This is a genomic window from Mesorhizobium sp. ES1-1, from assembly GCF_020164785.1.
Lineage (GTDB): Bacteria > Pseudomonadota > Alphaproteobacteria > Rhizobiales > Rhizobiaceae > Mesorhizobium.
Map to the genome: position 1 here is coordinate 41870 of NZ_JAIUGX010000014.1, position 16373 is coordinate 58242.

A 16373-nucleotide genomic window follows, 5' to 3' on the forward strand; every position below is an offset into this window, starting at 1 on the left:
GAATGATGACTGCCGTTTATCGCTGGTTCGAGAACTGGGTCTATCCGTTCAGGGAGCCGGCGAACCTTCGGCCACCATCGAGCGTTGGCGGCTTCATCTGGCATTATGTCGGACAGGCGAAGTTCGCCTTCTTCGCCATGCTGGTCATCGGCGGTATCGCGCCGTTGGTCGAGGCCGGCCTGTTCTACTTCGTCGGGCGGCTGGTCGATATTCTCGACCAGCTTCCCGGGGAGCGCAGCTGGCATGCGCTGTGGGACGCCGCCGGTCCCGAACTGGTGTTCATGATCGCGGTGGTGCTGGTCATCCGCACCGTGGTCGTCGGGCTTTCCGCCCTGGTCGACGAGCAGACGATCACGCCCGGCTTCTACAATCTGGTGCGCTGGCAGGCGCATCGGCATGTGTCGCGCCAGTCCTACGCCTTCTTCCAGAATGATTTCGCCGGCCGCATCGCGACGAAGGTCTGGCAGGCGGGGCAGGCGACAGGCGACCTGATGGAGAGCTTCATCGAGGTGGTCTGGTTCATGCTGGTCTACACGGTGACCACGCTGGCGCTGGTGGCCGGGCTCGATCTCAGGCTCGCGGCGCTGGTCGTTGTGTGGATCGTCGCCTTCGGCTTGCTGGCACGGATCTACCTTCCGGCGATCCGCAAGAATGCCGAGGCGACCGCCGAAGCGGGCTCGATGATCAATGGCCGTATCGTCGATTCCTATTCTAACGTGCAGACGCTGAAACTTTTCTCGGCCGATGGCGACGATCGCTACATCAGGAGTGGCTTCGACATCTATCTCGACGCGCTGCGTCCCTTCACCCGCAGGCTGACCGGCGTGCGCATGGCGCTGACGACGCTGTCCGGCATCATGATCACCGCGATCGGCTGCTTTGCCGTCTATCTCTGGGTGCAAGGCTCGATCACCGTCGGCGCCGTCGCCTTCACACTGTCGCTGGTGCTGCGGCTCAACATGCTGCTTGGCCGCCTGATGATGCAGCTCAACGGCATCCTGCGGAACCTCGGCGTGTTGGAGAATTCCAAGGCGCTGATCTCGCAGCCGCTAGGCCTGGTCGATGCACCCGACGCCGGGGAACTCATTGTCACCGGCGGCCGCATCGAGGTGAAGAACCTCGAATTCCACTACGGCAAGGGTTCGGGCGTGCTGAACGGCATCGACCTCATGGTCAAGCCCGGCGAAAAGGTCGGGCTGGTCGGGCCGTCTGGCGCCGGCAAGACGACGCTCGCCAATCTGATCCTGCGGCTCTACGATTTGGAGAGCGGCTCCATCACCATCGATGGCCAGGACGTCTCCAAGGTCACGCAGAATTCGCTGCGCGCCAACATAGGCGTCGTCAGCCAGGACACGGCACTCTTTCACCGCTCGCTGCGCGACAACATCAAGCTCGGCATGCCCGACGCGACCGACGCCGAGGTGATCGCCGCGGCGAAGAAGGCTGAGGCGCATGAGTTCATCCTTGCGCTGCGCGACAACAGGGACCGTACCGGCTACGAGGCGTTCGTCGGCGAGCGCGGCGTGAAACTGTCGGGAGGTCAGCGCCAGCGCGTGGCGATCGCCCGCGTCTTCCTCAAGGACGCACCGATCCTGATCCTCGACGAGGCGACGTCCGCTCTCGATTCCGACATCGAGGCGGCCATCCAGGAGAATCTGACGCGGTTGATGGAAAACAAGACGGTCATTGCCATAGCCCACCGGCTGTCGACGATCGCAGCGCTGGACCGGCTGGTGGTGCTGGATGGCGGCCGCATCGTCGAGCAGGGAACCCACGATCAGCTGGTGGCGCTCGATGGGCTTTACGCACGGTTGTGGAAGCGGCAGTCCGGCGGCTTCCTCTACCATGAAGACAGTGCGCTGGAAGAGACGCGGCCGGCCGAATAGGCTGGTTGCAATGCAATCTTAGGACCGGGGTCAGTCATGTCGGTGCGCATGCCTTCGAATTTCGGGAAGTCCAGCCCGCAGGAAACCGCGCTCGATCTGCTCGGTCACGAAATTCTTGCCGAGAAGGCGAGTGCGCTCGGCCGCGCCGGCCAGAAGGTCGAGGAGACGCTGGCAAGGCTGCGCCAGAATGCCGATGAGGAATTGCGCTCCCGGCTCCTGAGGGATGCCGCCGAGGCGGTCCACGCCTATTTCATCCAGCGCGAACTGTGCGGCTTGCGCAGGCACGATGCCGTCATCCGCGAATACGATATCCCGAAGGCCGTGCTGGCCAGGCTCGGCGCGAAATAAGCTTGCGGCCGTGCGGCGAGGTGGGCGCCGTCGCTCGAGATTTGCGGTTAAATCCCGGTTGTTAACCTCGTCTTGCGGCCGTTCGCCGTCTCGCCTGGCGAAAGCGGATTTTGTCCCCGCGACAATCTGCCCTTGTGCCTTGACCCGTCTGGACAAAAACAGGCTTCACGCATAAACCGAACTCCAAATGCCGGAGGAATTCGCTAGCCTGTTCGCCATGCGCTGTCGGGTTGGCGTGAATGAGCGGGGACAAGGCTCGATCACCGGCGCGGAAGAGGCGAAAGGATCAGGCACCCGTGAGCGCAACCGACATCCAGGATCCCAACCGTCGTGATTTTCTCTACGTCGCCACCGGCATGGCCGCGGTGGTCGGCGCGGGTGCTGTCGCGTGGCCCTTCATCGACCAGATGCGCCCCGATGCCTCCACGCTGGCGCTGGCCTCAGTCGAGGTCGATGTCGCCTCGCTGACGCCGGGCATGTCGCTGATCGTCAAATGGCGCGGCAAGCCGGTCGTGGTGCGCAACCGCACCGAACAGGAAATGAAGGACGGCGAGGCGGTGCAGTTGGCCGACCTCAAGGATCCGATCGCGCGCAACGCCAATCTGCCGGCGGATGCGCCTGCGACCGACGCCAACCGCACCACGCCCGGCAAGGAAGCCTGGATGGTGATGGTTCAGGTGTGCACGCATCTGGGCTGCATCCCACTCGGCCAGGAAGGCGATTTCGGCGGCTGGTTCTGCCCGTGCCACGGCTCGCAATACGATACGGCCGGCCGTATCCGCAAAGGCCCGGCGCCTGAGAACATGGCGGTTCCGGTTTTCAAATTCATTTCCGATACCAAGATCCTTATCGGTTGAGGCAGGGGATATTTCGATGAGCGAGGGACACTCGACCTATACGCCCAAGACCGGTATCGAGCGCTGGTTCGACGCGCGCATGCCGCTGCCGCGAATGCTCTATGACAGCTTCGTCGCCTACCCGGTGCCACGCAATCTGAACTATGCTTGGACCTTCGGCGGCATTTTGACCATCATGCTGGTGGCGCAGATCCTGACCGGTGTCGTGCTGGCCATGCATTACACGGCCGACACCAATCTCGCCTTCGGGTCTGTCGAAAAGATCATGCGCGACGTGAATTCGGGCTGGTTGCTGCGCTACATGCACGCCAACGGCGCCTCGTTCTTCTTCGTTGCCGTCTACATCCACATCTTCCGTGGCCTCTATTACGGCTCCTACAAGGCGCCGCGCGAGCTGCTCTGGATCCTCGGCTGCATCATCTACCTCTTGATGATGGCGACAGGCTTCATGGGCTATGTGCTGCCATGGGGTCAGATGAGCTTCTGGGGCGCCACCGTCATCACCGGGTTCTTCAGTGCCATTCCGCTGGTCGGCGACTGGATCCAGCAGCTGCTGCTGGGCGGCTTCGCCGTCGACAATCCGACGTTGAACCGTTTCTTCGCGCTGCACTATCTGCTGCCCTTCATGATCGCCGGCGTCGTCGTCCTGCACATCTGGGCGCTCCATGTCAGCGGCCAGAACAATCCGACCGGCATCGAGATCAAATCGAAGACCGACACGGTCGCCTTCACGCCCTACGCAACCCTCAAAGACGCGTTCGGCATGATCGTATTCCTGTTCTTCTTCGCCTACTTCGTCTTTTATCTGCCGAACTATCTCGGCCATCCGGACAATTACATCGTCGCCAACCCGCTGAAGACGCCGGCCCACATCGTGCCCGAATGGTACTTCCTGCCGTTCTACGCGATCCTGCGCGCCATCACCTTCAACATCGGCCCGATCAACTCCAAGCTCGGCGGCGTGCTGTGCATGTTCGGCGCGATCGTGATGCTGTTCCTGGTGCCGTGGCTAGACACGTCGAAGGTTCGCTCGGCGGTCTACCGTCCCTGGTACAAGCTGTTCTTCTGGCTGTTCGTGGCCGATGCCATCCTGCTTGGCTGGCTGGGCTCGCAGCCTGCCGAGGGCAGCTATGTGTTCATGGCGCAGATGGCGACGCTGTTCTACTTCGCCTTCTTCCTGATCGCGCTGCCCGTGCTTGGCCTGATCGAGACGCCGCGCAGACTGCCGAACTCGATCACCGAGGCGGTGCTGGATAAGAACAGGGGCGGCAGCGGACATCCGGCCGGCGCCACGGCGGCGCCAGAGACCAAGGGCTGAGCATGATCCCGAAAAGTGGGAACCGGTTTTCGGACAAGACCATGTTCAAGCAGGATGACAGAGCGGTTGAGAATCCAAGGGGATTTGGCATGAAGAAGATTCTCACCTCGCTGGCGCTTGTCGGCCTCCTGGCCGCGGGGACCGGTACGGCGGCAGTGGCCGCGGAAGAGGCGCACAACGCCGCGGCGCCGACGCATTTCCCGATCAAGGAGCCGAAGGAAACGAGCTGGAGCTTCACCGGGCCTTTCGGAACCTACGACAAGGGTCAGCTGCAGCGCGGCCTGAAGGTCTACAAGGAGGTCTGCTCGGCCTGCCACTCGATGAACCTCGTGGCCTTCCGCACCCTTTCGGACTTCGGCTATTCCGATGCGCAGCTCAAGACGCTGGCCGCCGGCTACACGATCCATGACGGCCCCAACGATGCCGGCGACATGTTCGATCGTCCCGGCAAGCCTTCGGACTATTTCCCGGCGCCGTTCCCCAACGAGGAAGCCGCCGCGGCTTCCAATGGCGGCGCCGCGCCGCCCGACATGTCGCTGCTGGCCAAGGCGCGCGGCGTCGAGCGCGGCTTTCCGCAATTCGTCTTCGACATCTTCACGCAGTACGACGCCGGCGGACCTGACTACATCCACTCGCTGCTGACCGGCTATGACGAGACGCCGCCGGCCGGCATGGTCATACCGGAAGGCACGCATTACAACCCGTACTTCATGTCGGGCGTGTCGCTGAAGATGCCCAAGCCGCTGTCCGACGGCCAGGTGACCTATGATGACGGCGCGCCGCAGACCGTCGACCAATACGCCCGCGACGTTTCGGCGTTCCTGACATGGGCGGCCGAGCCGCACATGGAAGCTCGCAAGAAGACGGGTTTCCGCGTGCTGGTGTTCCTGCTGCTGTTCGGCGCCCTGCTCTACCTCACGAAGCGCAAGGTGTGGGAAGGCGTGGCGCACTAAGCCGCGCAGGCCTAGCAGTACTAGGGCGCCGGGAGGCGCCCTTTTTGCGTCGCTTCCTGAGATCCGCGTAGACAGGAGCGTCGAACAAGTCCGTTGGCAGGCTGCCATGCGATTGGTATTGCACGCGGGACGGTGACGACAGGGTCGTCCCGACATGGCATTGGAAAATCCATCATGCGGCTCAGCGACTGTCATAATTTCCATGATTTCCGCCGCATGGCGCAGCGGCGGCTGCCGGGGCCGATCTTCAACTACATCGACGGCGCCGCGGACGATGAAGTCACCTATCGCCGCAACAGTGAAAGCTTCGAGACATGCGACCTCGTCCCCAACGTGCTGCGCGGGGTGAGCGAGATCGACATGTCGGTAACGGTGATGGGACAGAAGCTGGCAATGCCGTTCTATTGCTCACCGACGGCCTTGCAGCGTCTTTTCCACCATCAGGGCGAGCGCGCGGTCGCCAAGGCCGCCGCCAAGTTCGGGACCATGTTCGGCGTGTCCTCGCTGGGCACGGTCAGCCTCGAGGAGGCGCGCAAGATCAGCGACGGCCCGCAGGTCTACCAGTTCTACTTCCACAGGGACCGCGGCCTCAACCGGGCGATGATGCAGCGGGCAAAGCAGGTTGGCGTCGAGGTGATGATGCTGACGGTGGACAGCATCACCGGTGGAAACCGCGAGCGCGACAAGCGAACCGGGTTCGCCATCCCCTTCAAACTTAATCTGGCGGGAATGACGCAGTTCGCGCTCAAGCCGGCCTGGGCGCTGAACTATTTCAGCCATGAGGGCTTCAAGCTGCCGCAGCTGGACGAGCATGTCGACATGGGCGGCGGCACGATGTCGATCAGCCGCTACTTCACCGAGATGCTCGATCCCTCGATGACCTGGGATGATGTCGCCGAGATGGTCAAGCTCTGGTCGGGTCCGTTCTGCCTGAAGGGTGTGATGTCGGTGGAGGATGCCAGGCGCGCCGTCGACATCGGCTGCAGCGGCATCGTGCTGTCCAACCATGGCGGCCGGCAATTGGATGGTTCGCGGGCCGCCTTCGACCAACTGGCCGAGATCGTCGACGCGGTCGGCGACAGGATCGATGTCATCATGGATGGCGGCGTACAGCGCGGCACGCATGTGCTCAAGGCGCTGTCGCTGGGCGCCAAGGCCGTCGGCGTGGGGCGCTACTACCTGTTTCCGTTGGCGGCGGCCGGGCAGCCGGGCGTCGAGAGGGCGCTCGAACAGATGCGGGTCGAGATCGAGCGTGGCATGAAGCTGATGGGCTGCAGCTCGGTCGCACAATTGTCGCGCGCCAATCTCCGTTTCAGGTAGGAAATCATGAAAGCTTCGCTCGAAGAAACGCTGCTCGCCTCGATCCGCACCATTCCCGACTATCCCAGGCCGGGCATCCTGTTTCGCGACATCACGACGCTGCTTGGCAATGCAAGCGCCTTCCGCCGTTCCATCGACGAGTTGGTGCACCCCTATGCGGGCCAGAAGATCGACAAGATCGCCGGCATTGAGGCGCGCGGCTTCATCCTTGGCGGCGCCGTGGCGCACCAGCTCTCGGCGGGCTTCGTGCCGATCCGCAAGAAGGGCAAGCTGCCGTACGAAACGGTGCGCGTCGCCTACAGCCTGGAGTACGGGCTGGACGAGATGGAGATGCACAAGGACGGCGTGTTGCCGGGCGAAAAAGTGATCCTGGTCGACGATCTGATCGCCACCGGCGGCACAGCCGAGGCGGCCGTCAAGCTGCTGCGCCAGATCGGCGCCGACATTCTCGCGGCCTGCTTCGTCATCGATCTGCCGGACCTCGGCGGGCGCGCCAAGCTCGAGGCGCTCGGCGTGCCGGTGCGGACGCTGATCCGCTTCGACGGTCATTGAGGTCTTTTCCCCTTCTCCCCTTGTGGGAGAAGGTGTCGCTGAAGGCGACGGATGAGGGGTGTTCCAGGAAACGCCAACGTCTCATTCCGCTGGAACATTCCTCATCCGTCCCGGCGCTGCGGGCCGATCCACCTTCCCGCAGGGGGAGAAGGAGCAGGGTTGCGCTATCCCGCCTTCACCAGCACCGCGCTTTCGAACTCGAGCACCTTGTCGCCACCTGAACGGAACGCTTCGGAGCGCAGCGTCAGCAGCCGCCAGCCGGGGCGTGAGGCAATCGGACGGTGGGCGAGTGCAGTGCGTGTGAAGGTGATGGTTTGACCGGCATAGACCGGTTTCAGCCATTTCAAATTCTTGAATCCGGGCGAGGGGCCGAATTCCGGCTCTGGTCCCGGGCCGGTCCACTCGGCGCCCATGCGGGTTTCGAGATTGAGCTTCATCCAGGTGGCGGCGGTGTGCCAGCCCGATGCGCAAAGGCCGCCCAGCACGCTTTCCTTGGCCGCGTCCTCATCGATATGGAAGATTTGCGGATCGTATTTGCGGGCGAAGGCCTTGATCTCCTCGGCTTCGAATGTGTGCGAGCCAAGCGTGACTGTGGTGCCGATGGCGAAGAACTCATCCAACGTCATGTCGCGCGCTCCGCGGCGGCGCGGGTGAGAAACATGACCGAGTTCTCGAGCTCGAAGACGCTTTCGCCGCGCTGGTTGAAGAGTTCACCGCGCAAGGTCACCAGGCCCAGTTGCGGCTTCGATCTGGATGGGCGCCTCGCAACGACGACGACACTTCCGGCAAGCGTGTCGTCGGCGAGCACGGGCTTCTTCCACTTGACCAGGTCAACGCCGGGCGCGCCCTGGCAGGTCGAGTCCAGCAAGAAGGCATCGCATAGCATGCGCATGAACATGGCGCAGGTGTGCCAGCCCGAGGCCGCCAGTCCGCCGAGAATGCTGGCCTTGCCGGCTGCCTCGTCGAGATGCATCGGCTGCGGGTCGAACTCCCTGGCGAATTCGACGATCTCATCCGCCGACACCAGCTTGGTGCCGAGGTCGATCGATGCGCCCTCGACGAAGTCCTCATAGGCCCAGGTTTTTGCAATCATGGTGTGATATCCGGCGCCGCAATCCGATCGCGAGGACCGGGCATCCCGGATGCAGGCCGCAGGCTCTTTGGTCAAGAGATTTCTATGGCGCCAGGCCGGCCCGCAAGGTTTCCGGCGCGTCGCTCAGAGCCAACCGCGGCGGCGGAAATACAGATAGGGCAGGATCGCCGACAGAACCATCATGGCAATGGCGAAGGGATAGCCGAACTCCCACTTAAGTTCGGGGATGACATCGAAATTCATGCCGTAGATCGAGGCGACCAGCGTCGGCGGCAGGAAGATCACGGCGGCGACGGAGAAGATCTTGATGATGGCGTTCTGCTCGATCGAGATCATGCCCAGCGTAGCGTCGAGCAGGAACGAGATCTTTTGCGACAGGAAGGTGACGTGGTCGGCGAGCGACTGCACGTCGCGTGACAGCGTCTTGATACGCGCCTTGGTGTCCTTGCTCATCTTGGTGGACGCCGAAGCATGGGCGAAGAAGCCGGCGAGGCGCTGCAGGGAGATCAGGCTGTCGCGCACCGACGAGGCGACATCCTCCTTGCGGGCGATGCTCTTCAGCAATTCCTGGAAGTCGCGGTTGCGCTTCGACGCCTTCGTCGATCGGGCCTCGAAAATGTCACGCGAAATCGCCTCGATGTCGCGGCCGGCGCGTTCGAGGATATCGGCGAGGCGATCGACGATCGCTTCCAGCAGACCGATCAGAATGGTGTCGCCGCTGGTGCAGCCGGTGGCCGCCTTCTCGGCGCGCTGCGGAAAGGTCTTGAACGCCGTCGGTTCATGATAGCGCACGGTGATGAGCCTGGCGCCGGCGAGCACGAAGGTGACAGGCGACATCTGTGGATCGTCGATATCCGTCTGGGCCGGCAGGGTAGCAGTCATGAAATAGGCGCCGTCCTCGACATAAAGGCGGCTCGAGATCTCGATCTCCTCCATCTCCTCGCGCGTCGGCACGTCGACGCCGAGCCAGGTCTCGATCGTCTTCTCCTCTTCCTTTGTCGGATTGATCAAATCGGCCCAGACGATGCTGTCGCTGTTGGCCAGGAGATCGTCGACGGCGCACAGGCGATCATTATCGACGACGAAGGCTTTGATCATCGCCGGGTCTCCATGCTGGGGCCGAAGGTGCGGTCGGAATGACGCGTGTTCCGGAAGGCGCGAGCCGCTAGCTGTATGAAAGCGCCGGTCGCGCAGGAGCCGATTAGACCCGAGACGCGACAAGGTCAAGGCGGCCATGCCACGGCCGAGGCGTTGCGGGAGTACGACCGGATCGCAATGAGCGCCGGCGGCGCGAGGCCTCAGGTGTTGAACTTGAACAGCATGATGTCGCCGTCCTGGACGACGTATTCCTTGCCTTCGTCGCGCGCCTTGCCGGCTTCCTTGGCCGCCACTTCGCCGCCCAAAGTGACGAAGTCGTTGTAGGCGATGGTCTGTGCGCGGATGAAGCCGCGCTCGAAGTCGGTGTGGATGACGCCGGCCGCCTGCGGTGCCTTGTCGCCCTTATGCACGGTCCAGGCGCGCGTCTCCTTCGGGCCCACGGTAAAGTAGGTGATGAGGTGCAACAGCTCGTAGCCGGCCCGGATGACCTTGTTGAGGCCTGGCTCGTCGAGGCCGAGCGAGGCCAGGAACTCCATCTCCTCCTCGTCCGAGAGCTGGGCGACCTCGGCCTCGATGGCGGCGGAGATCACGACCGTGCTCGCGCCCTGCGCGGCGGCCATCTTTTCCACCGCTCTGGTGTGTTCGTTGCCGGTCGCGGCGTCGGCCTCGGCGACGTTGCAGACATAGAGCACCGGATGCGAGGTCAACAGGTTCAGTCCCTGGAGGATGCCCAGATCCTCCGGCGAGATGCCCTTGAGCAGGACGCGGGTCGGCTTGCCGGCCTGCAACAGCTCGAGTGCCGCTTCCATCATCGGCAGCACGGCAGTCGCTTCCTTGTCCTTGCTGGCGGCGCGCTTGCGGATCTGCACGATGCGGCGCTCGAGGCTATCCAGATCGGCCAGCATCAGCTCGGTCTCGACCGTCTCGGCGTCTGCGACGGGGTCGATGCGGCCCTCGACATGGGTGATGTCGTCGTCCTCGAAACAGCGCAGCACATGCACGATGGCGTCAACCTCGCGGATGTTGGCAAGGAACTGGTTGCCCAGGCCTTCGCCCTTCGAGGCGCCGCGCACGAGGCCGGCGATGTCGACGAAGGAGATGCGGGTCGGAATGATCTCCTTCGACTTGCCGATCGCGGCGATCTTCTGCAGGCGCGGGTCCGGCACCGCCACCTCACCGGTGTTCGGTTCGATGGTGCAGAACGGATAGTTGGCGGCCTGTGCCGCGGCCGTCCTGGTCAACGCGTTGAAGAGCGTCGACTTGCCGACGTTGGGCAAGCCAACGATGCCGCATTTGAAACCCATTGTGTCTGGTCCTATCGGGAAATCGAGATTTGATCAGGGCTATGGGCGATACGGGTGATCGGCGTCAAGCCCCGGGCGCCGTCGCTGCTCAGTCCTTGCCGCCGAACAGCTTCTTCAACATGGCGGCCATCGGTCCGGAGTCCGGCAGTTTGGCAGGCGCCTGCTGTGGGCGAGCCTGGCGGATGTGGCTCTGCTGTTTTGGAGCCTGCTGCTTTTGCGCCGGCTTTTCCGGCTCGGCGCCGGCCTTGCCCTGGACGGCGAGCGTGGCCTTGTTCATGAAGCCGGACTCGTCTCCCTTGACGATCATGGCGGCGTTGTCGGCGATGGCTTCGAGCAAAGGGTCGAGCCACTCCCGGTCGACCTTGTCGAAATCGCCCAAAACGTGATGCTGGACCATTTCCCTGACGCCGGGATGACCGACGCCGATGCGCACGCGGCGATAAGCGTTGCCCACATGGCCGTCGATCGAGCGTATGCCGTTGTGGCCGCCGGCGCCGCCCCCTGTCTTGATGCGCAGCTTGCCTTCGGCAAGGTCGATCTCGTCATAGAAGACCGTGAGCGCGGACGGGTCGAGCTTGTAGAAGCGCAGCGCTTCACCGACCGATTGGCCGGAATTGTTCATGAACGTCTGGGGCTTGATCAGGACTAGCTTTTCGCCGCCAAGCATGCCCTCGGCGATCAGTCCCTGGAATTTCTTCGACCAGGGTGAAAAGGAATGGCGGCGGGCGATTGCGTCCGCCGCCATAAAGCCGACATTGTGCCGGTTGTTGGCATACTTCACGCCCGGATTGCCGAGTCCTGCAAACAGCAGCATCGCCAGCTCCAGGCGAAAGGAGATTACTTCTCTTCGGCGGCAGGAGCCGCTTCGGGTGCAGCCGCTTCAGCCGTGTCTTCGGTCTCCGGCTTCATCGCCGAAGAACCGGCAATGGTCGCGACGGTGAAGTCGCGGTCGGAGATGACGGGTTTCACACCTGCCGGCAGCTTGACCGCCGAAATGTGGATCGAGTCGCCGATATTGGTGCCGGTGAGATCGATGGTGATGAATTCCGGGATCGCATTGGCTGGGCAGTGGAACTCGACTTCGTGACGCACGATGTTGAGCACGCCGCCACGCTTGATGCCGGGCGACTTGTCCTCATTGATGAAGTGGACAGGCACGTTGACATTGACCTCGGTGTCCTTGCCGATGCGCAGGAAGTCGACATGGACAGGGAAATCCTTGACCGGGTCGAGCTGGAAGTCCTTCGGCAGGACCTGGATCTTCTGGCCGTCGACATCGATCGTGGCGATTGTGGTGAGGAACCCGCCGCCATGGATCTTGTAGAAGATGTCCTTATAGGTGAGCGAGATAGCCAGGGGAGGCTGCTTGTCACCGTAGATTACTGCAGGCACTTTACCGTTGCGGCGAACTGCACGGGCGGACCCCTTACCGACCTGTTCGCGCGCTTCGGCCTTGAGCTCGTAAGTGTCGTGGCTCATGGCATTTCCTTTCGGTTGTTCTGGAGCGTTCGCGGCGGACAAATTGCCTGGACCGCAAACGTCGAAAGCCGCCGGGTAAGGCGGCCTTCCGCCGCGTTGCCTCCAAGGGTGTCTACGCGGGTGGCGGCTCTATAGCGGAAGGCGGCTGGCGGTGCAACCCGGGTGGGTATGAGCAACCCCGTTACAGGCCGCTATGCCACGGCTGCCTTGCGCGCTTCCTTCATGTTCGGCAGGAACACGGTCAAGAGGCCCAGCAGCGGCAGATACGAACAGATCCGGAAGACGAAATCGATCCCCTTCATGTCGGCAACCACGCCGAGCACCGCGGCGGCGATGCCGCCCATGCCGAAGGCGAAGCCGAAGAAGATGCCGGCGATCATGCCGACGCGGCCCGGCACCAACTCCTGCGCGAAGACGACGATGTTGGAGAAGGCCGACGACAGGATCAGCCCGATCAGCACCGTCAGCACCATGGTCCATTCCATGTTGGCGTAGGGCAGGGCGAGCGTGAATGGCAGCACGCCGACGATCGAGAACCAGATCATCGCCTTCTGTCCATAGCGGTCGCCGAACGGGCCGCCGAGCAGGATGCCGAGCGCCGAGGCGCCGAGGAACAGGAACAGCATGATCTGCGACATCTGCACTGAAACGCCGAACTTATGGATCGAGTAGAAGGTGTAGTAGCTGGCGAGGCTGGCGATGTAGGCGTTCTTGCTCAGCACCAGCAGGGTCAGCACGATCAACGCGCCCATCACCTTGCGGCGCGGGAATGGCGAAACGAAATTTGGCGCGCTGCGGTTGGCCTGCGCGGCGCGCAGCCGGCTGTACCAGCCGCCGACCCGCCACAGGACGATGATGCCGATCATGGAGCCGACGGCAAACCAGGCGATACTGGTCTGGCCGAACGGCACGACGATGAAGGCGGCCAGCAGCGGGCCCATGGACTGGCCGAAATTGCCGCCGACCTGGAAAAGCGACTGCGCGAGGCCGAACCGGCCGCCGGAGGCAAAGCGGGCGATGCGCGAGGATTCCGGATGGAAGATCGCCGAGCCGATGCCGATCAGCGAAGCGCCGATCAGCAGCAGCGCATAGTGACCGGCATAGGCCAGCACGATCAGGCCGATCAGGGACGACGCCATGCCATAGGGCAGCGAATAGGGCATCGGCTTCTTGTCGGTGATCATCCCGATCACCGGCTGCAGCAGCGATGCCGTCACCTGGAAGGTGAAGGTCAGCAGGCCGATCTGCCAGAAATCCAGGCCATAATTCTCTTTCAGAAGCGGATAGATGGCCGATAGCAGCGATTGCATGATGTCGTTGATGCAGTGGCAAAAGCTTACCGCCAGAATGACGGTAAAGGCCGTCGCCTGGGCTGAGGCGGGGCTGGCGACCGCGGGCGGTGCGACGCTGGTGGCTGTCGTATCGGACAAGGCAGGCTCCGTAGTCTTCTTGGCGGGAGGGCCCGCAGGGCAGGTTGGCGGGGCTCACGCCGCCGCCCAGAGTGTCGGTGCCTTATAGGCTGCTTGCCGGGCGACTTCTTTCGTGGTTTGGTCCAATAGTTTCGCAAGTGGGCCATACAAGATGCCGCATGGCAGGGAAATCTCTAACCCCGGCAACGCCGATCTCGAGCAGATGCATGAGCGTCGCTGGCAATGGCTGGAGCAGGTGGCCGGACCGGCTGTGGCCTTGCCGACCGAATATCCGGACGGCTACCACGTGCCGCGACATCGACACAGCCGCAGCCAGTTGCTGCACGCCCTGGTCGGCGTGGTGCTGGTGACGACGCGGCACGGGCGCTGGATGGTGCCGCCCGATCACGCGATGTGGATCCCGGCCGGCACCGAGCATTCGGTCGAAATGCTGGGCGATGTCTCGATGCGCTCGGTCTATGTCATGCCGCAGGCGATACCCGGCCTGCCCGAGGGGCTGCGTGTGGTCGGCGTCACAGACCTGATGCACAGCCTGATCGTGGAATCGGAAAAGCTGCCGCAGGGTGGCGAATTGCAGGGCCGCGGCGGGTTGATCATGAATCTCCTGCTGCATGAAATCCCGACCCTGCCGGAACGGCCGCTCGGCTTGCCGTTCCCGTCGGATCAGAGGCTTGCCGCGCTGTGCAGGCGGTTCGTCGCCGCGCCTTCGCCGCGCGCGACGATCGACGAATGGGCTGATGCCGCTGGCATGAGCCGCCGTTCCTTCACCCGCGCCTTCCACCGGCAGACCGGCCTCTCGCTGTCGACCTGGCGCCAGCAGGCCTGCCTGTTCGCGGCCTTGCCCCGGCTGGCGGACGGCGAGCCGATCACGCGGGTGGCGCTCGACCTAGGGTATGACAGCGTGCCGGCCTTCATCACCATGTTCAAGCGCATGCTGGGAACTTCACCGCGCGGCTATATGCGCGGCGCGCGCGACAGCGGCGAAAGCCCGCGTCGGCCAGCGGCCGAAGGGGCAACCAGATTGCTGCCGTCGACTATCTAGTCGAACAGGCTCGACACCGATTCCTCGGTGGCCGTGCGCGAGATGGCTTCGCCCATCAGATCGGCGATCGAGATGACGCGGATGTTCGGCGCGTCGAGCACGCCTTGGGTCGGCTGGATGGAATCGGTGATCACCAGCTCCTGCAGCTTCGAGCTGCTGATGCGGGCCACGGCGCCGCCTGACAGCACGCCATGGGTGATATAGGCAGTGACGCTGGTGGCGCCGTTAGCCAGCAACGCGTCGGCGGCGTTGCACAGCGTGCCGCCGGAATCGACGATGTCGTCGATCAGCAGGCAGTCCTTGCCGGCGACAGCGCCGATGATGTTCATCACTTCCGACTCGCCGGGCCGCTCGCGGCGCTTGTCGACGATGGCCAGTTGCGCGTCGAAGCGCTTGGCCAGCGCGCGAGCCCGCACCACGCCGCCAATGTCGGGCGACACCACCACGACATTGCCGAGCTGCTTGTATTTCGCCTTCACGTCGCGGGCCATCACCGGGACGGAGAACAGATTGTCGGTCGGGATGTCGAAGAAGCCCTGGATCTGCCCGGCATGCAGGTCGAGCGTCAGGACGCGGTCGACGCCGGCGCGGGTGATCATGTTGGCGACCAGCTTGGCCGAGATCGGCGTGCGGCCGGAGGCGCGGCGGTCTTGCCTGGCGTAGCCGAAATAGGGGATCACGGCGGTGATGCGTTTGGCCGACGAGCGCATGAAGGCATCGATCATGATGAGCAGTTCCATCAGGTGATCGTTGGTCGGAAACGAGGTCGACTGCAGGATGAAAACATCCTCGCCACGCACGTTTTCCTGGATTTCAACGAAGATTTCCTGATCGGCGAAACGCCTGACGCTGGCTTTGCCCAGCGGGATGTTGAGATAGCGGGCGACCGCTTCAGCCAGCACCCTGTTGGAATTGCCTGCGAAGAGTTTCATGCACCGTTCCTGGTGAAGGATTTCCTCGGGCTTTTAGCTGCCCGCGCCGGTATTGCAAGCGCCGTGATCGGGAATCCGCCGGCTAAGATGAAGAAAGCTCCGCGCCCCCGCAGGCGGGGGTCATTTCAGCCTGCCTTGCCGCCAAGCCAGGCTTCGAACTGGTCGAGCGTCTGGTCGGCAATCGCCTGCATGGTGGCGGGCGACACCGCCTTCCAGTTGTCGGCGCCGCTGCTGTCGCCGGACGTGACCGAAGGCGCCTTCTGCTGGCCGTTGATGCGGTGCAGCCGGTTGCCGGCCGGGTCATAGATGTCCCAGACATAGATGACGGTGGTGTCCTTGCCTTCAGAGAGCACCGAGAAGTAGCCCTTCAGCACATGGGTCGCGGTCTGATCGGCGCTGCCGGCAAGCGTAATGCCGCGCTGCCTGGCGCGCGTCTGCAACTCGGCCGTCAGCGGCGTCGCGGCTTCCACCGATGCGCCGACGATCGGCGCGATCTGCAGGCGTGTCCTGGACAGGATTGCGGCGCTTTGCGCCGGCGTTGGCGGTGCAGCGGCGGTACCGCCCGTGGTGACGGCGGGCCCGGCGCCGGCGGCAATAGTACCGGCGGCCTTGCCTTGCGTGGCGGGCGGCGGCGTTGCCGCTGTCGCGGGTGGTGTTATCGCCGATGGCTCAAGTACATCCTTGGCATTGGTGCAGGCGGCCATCGCCAGCGCCGCGAGCAATGACACGGTCGTCACATGCGATCGTCTCATTTGCCTGGT

Annotated in this window: 17 protein-coding genes; 8 read left to right on the plus strand and 9 right to left on the minus strand. The window is 63.5% G+C overall.

Features of this window, described 5'->3' with window-relative positions; translation table 11 throughout:
* The first annotated feature begins 2 nt into the window (after positions 1 to 2).
* The 7 genes from LB513_RS22020 to LB513_RS22050 all read left to right on the plus strand — a co-directional run bounded on the left by LB513_RS22020 (position 3) and on the right by LB513_RS22050 (position 7234).
* The gene (locus LB513_RS22020; RefSeq protein ID WP_224665639.1) at positions 3 to 1886 is read left to right on the plus strand and encodes an ABC transporter ATP-binding protein; all 1884 of its coding nucleotides are present in this window, start codon (positions 3 to 5) and stop codon (positions 1884 to 1886) included.
* A gap of 36 nt (positions 1887 to 1922) precedes the next feature.
* On the plus strand, positions 1923 to 2234 hold the full coding sequence (locus LB513_RS22025; RefSeq protein ID WP_224665640.1) for a DUF6665 family protein: 312 nt from the start codon (positions 1923 to 1925) through the stop codon (positions 2232 to 2234).
* Between the two features lie 296 nt (positions 2235 to 2530).
* Positions 2531 to 3091, plus strand: a complete 561-nt coding sequence (gene petA / locus LB513_RS22030) for a ubiquinol-cytochrome c reductase iron-sulfur subunit (RefSeq protein WP_224665641.1) — start codon at positions 2531 to 2533, stop codon at positions 3089 to 3091.
* 16 nt (positions 3092 to 3107) lie between these two features.
* Complete coding sequence (locus tag LB513_RS22035) at positions 3108 to 4409, plus strand: cytochrome b (RefSeq protein WP_224665642.1); 1302 nt, start codon at positions 3108 to 3110, stop codon at positions 4407 to 4409.
* 89 nt (positions 4410 to 4498) lie between these two features.
* Positions 4499 to 5362, plus strand: a complete 864-nt coding sequence (locus LB513_RS22040; RefSeq protein ID WP_224665643.1) for a cytochrome c1 — start codon at positions 4499 to 4501, stop codon at positions 5360 to 5362.
* A 174-nt stretch (positions 5363 to 5536) separates the two neighbouring features.
* Positions 5537 to 6682, plus strand: a complete 1146-nt coding sequence (locus tag LB513_RS22045) for an alpha-hydroxy acid oxidase (protein ID WP_224665644.1) — start codon at positions 5537 to 5539, stop codon at positions 6680 to 6682.
* 6 nt (positions 6683 to 6688) lie between these two features.
* Positions 6689 to 7234 (plus strand): adenine phosphoribosyltransferase, encoded by a 546-nt coding sequence (locus LB513_RS22050; protein ID WP_224665645.1) that lies wholly within the window; start codon positions 6689 to 6691, stop codon positions 7232 to 7234.
* A 164-nt stretch (positions 7235 to 7398) separates the two neighbouring features.
* Here the strand turns inward: LB513_RS22050 and LB513_RS22055 are convergent, their stop codons facing one another.
* The 7 genes from LB513_RS22055 to LB513_RS22085 all read right to left on the minus strand — a co-directional run bounded on the left by LB513_RS22055 (position 7399) and on the right by LB513_RS22085 (position 13638).
* Positions 7399 to 7860 (minus strand): MaoC family dehydratase, encoded by a 462-nt coding sequence (locus LB513_RS22055; RefSeq protein ID WP_224665646.1) that lies wholly within the window; start codon positions 7858 to 7860, stop codon positions 7399 to 7401.
* On the minus strand, positions 7857 to 8327 hold the full coding sequence (locus LB513_RS22060) for a MaoC family dehydratase (RefSeq protein ID WP_224665647.1): 471 nt from the start codon (positions 8325 to 8327) through the stop codon (positions 7857 to 7859). The genes LB513_RS22055 and LB513_RS22060 overlap by 4 nt, the downstream gene beginning before the upstream one ends.
* 123 nt (positions 8328 to 8450) lie before the next feature.
* Positions 8451 to 9425, minus strand: a complete 975-nt coding sequence (gene corA / locus LB513_RS22065) for a magnesium/cobalt transporter CorA (protein ID WP_224665648.1) — start codon at positions 9423 to 9425, stop codon at positions 8451 to 8453.
* A 200-nt stretch (positions 9426 to 9625) separates the two neighbouring features.
* A complete protein-coding gene (ychF, locus tag LB513_RS22070; protein ID WP_224665649.1) occupies positions 9626 to 10729 on the minus strand; it encodes a redox-regulated ATPase YchF in 1104 nt (367 codons plus the stop codon).
* Between the two features lie 88 nt (positions 10730 to 10817).
* Complete coding sequence (gene pth / locus LB513_RS22075) at positions 10818 to 11543, minus strand: aminoacyl-tRNA hydrolase (protein WP_224665650.1); 726 nt, start codon at positions 11541 to 11543, stop codon at positions 10818 to 10820.
* 23 nt (positions 11544 to 11566) lie between these two features.
* Positions 11567 to 12208, minus strand: coding sequence for a 50S ribosomal protein L25/general stress protein Ctc (locus tag LB513_RS22080; RefSeq protein WP_224665651.1), 642 nt, complete (start codon positions 12206 to 12208; stop codon positions 11567 to 11569).
* Between the two features lie 191 nt (positions 12209 to 12399).
* Positions 12400 to 13638: an MFS transporter gene (locus LB513_RS22085; RefSeq protein ID WP_224665652.1), complete on the minus strand. Its 1239-nt coding sequence runs from the start codon at positions 13636 to 13638 to the stop codon at positions 12400 to 12402.
* 151 nt (positions 13639 to 13789) lie between these two features.
* Between LB513_RS22085 and LB513_RS22090 the strand changes: the two genes are divergently transcribed.
* Entirely contained in the window at positions 13790 to 14680 is an 891-nt protein-coding gene (locus LB513_RS22090) for an AraC family transcriptional regulator (protein WP_224665653.1), read from the plus strand.
* On the opposite strand, the gene LB513_RS22095 is transcribed toward LB513_RS22090, so the two are convergent.
* Positions 14677 to 15612 carry a ribose-phosphate pyrophosphokinase gene (locus LB513_RS22095; protein ID WP_224665654.1) on the minus strand — a complete coding sequence of 312 codons (936 nt, stop codon included), beginning with the start codon at positions 15610 to 15612 and terminating at the stop codon, positions 14677 to 14679. The genes LB513_RS22090 and LB513_RS22095 overlap by 4 nt on opposite strands.
* A gap of 125 nt (positions 15613 to 15737) precedes the next feature.
* Positions 15738 to 16364 carry a hypothetical protein gene (locus LB513_RS22100; RefSeq protein ID WP_224665655.1) on the minus strand — a complete coding sequence of 209 codons (627 nt, stop codon included), beginning with the start codon at positions 16362 to 16364 and terminating at the stop codon, positions 15738 to 15740.
* Positions 16365 to 16373 lie beyond the last annotated feature (9 nt).

Excerpts from the sequence above, each read along its gene's own strand:
- LB513_RS22020 (WP_224665639.1), top strand. The coding sequence starts at position 3 with ATGATGACTGCCGTTTATCGCTGGTTCGAGAACTGGGTCTATCCGTTC.
- LB513_RS22025 (WP_224665640.1), top strand. The coding sequence starts at position 1,923 with ATGTCGGTGCGCATGCCTTCGAATTTCGGGAAGTCCAGCCCGCAGGAA.
- LB513_RS22035 (WP_224665642.1), top strand. The coding sequence starts at position 3,108 with ATGAGCGAGGGACACTCGACCTATACGCCCAAGACCGGTATCGAGCGC.
- LB513_RS22040 (WP_224665643.1), top strand. The coding sequence starts at position 4,499 with ATGAAGAAGATTCTCACCTCGCTGGCGCTTGTCGGCCTCCTGGCCGCG.
- LB513_RS22045 (WP_224665644.1), top strand. The coding sequence starts at position 5,537 with ATGCGGCTCAGCGACTGTCATAATTTCCATGATTTCCGCCGCATGGCG.
- LB513_RS22050 (WP_224665645.1), top strand. The coding sequence starts at position 6,689 with ATGAAAGCTTCGCTCGAAGAAACGCTGCTCGCCTCGATCCGCACCATT.
- LB513_RS22055 (WP_224665646.1), bottom strand. The coding sequence starts at position 7,860 with ATGACGTTGGATGAGTTCTTCGCCATCGGCACCACAGTCACGCTTGGC.
- LB513_RS22060 (WP_224665647.1), bottom strand. The coding sequence starts at position 8,327 with ATGATTGCAAAAACCTGGGCCTATGAGGACTTCGTCGAGGGCGCATCG.
- corA (WP_224665648.1), bottom strand. The coding sequence starts at position 9,425 with ATGATCAAAGCCTTCGTCGTCGATAATGATCGCCTGTGCGCCGTCGAC.
- ychF (WP_224665649.1), bottom strand. The coding sequence starts at position 10,729 with ATGGGTTTCAAATGCGGCATCGTTGGCTTGCCCAACGTCGGCAAGTCG.
- pth (WP_224665650.1), bottom strand. The coding sequence starts at position 11,543 with ATGCTGCTGTTTGCAGGACTCGGCAATCCGGGCGTGAAGTATGCCAAC.
- LB513_RS22080 (WP_224665651.1), bottom strand. The coding sequence starts at position 12,208 with ATGAGCCACGACACTTACGAGCTCAAGGCCGAAGCGCGCGAACAGGTC.
- LB513_RS22090 (WP_224665653.1), top strand. The coding sequence starts at position 13,790 with ATGCCGCATGGCAGGGAAATCTCTAACCCCGGCAACGCCGATCTCGAG.
- LB513_RS22095 (WP_224665654.1), bottom strand. The coding sequence starts at position 15,612 with ATGAAACTCTTCGCAGGCAATTCCAACAGGGTGCTGGCTGAAGCGGTC.
- LB513_RS22100 (WP_224665655.1), bottom strand. The coding sequence starts at position 16,364 with ATGAGACGATCGCATGTGACGACCGTGTCATTGCTCGCGGCGCTGGCG.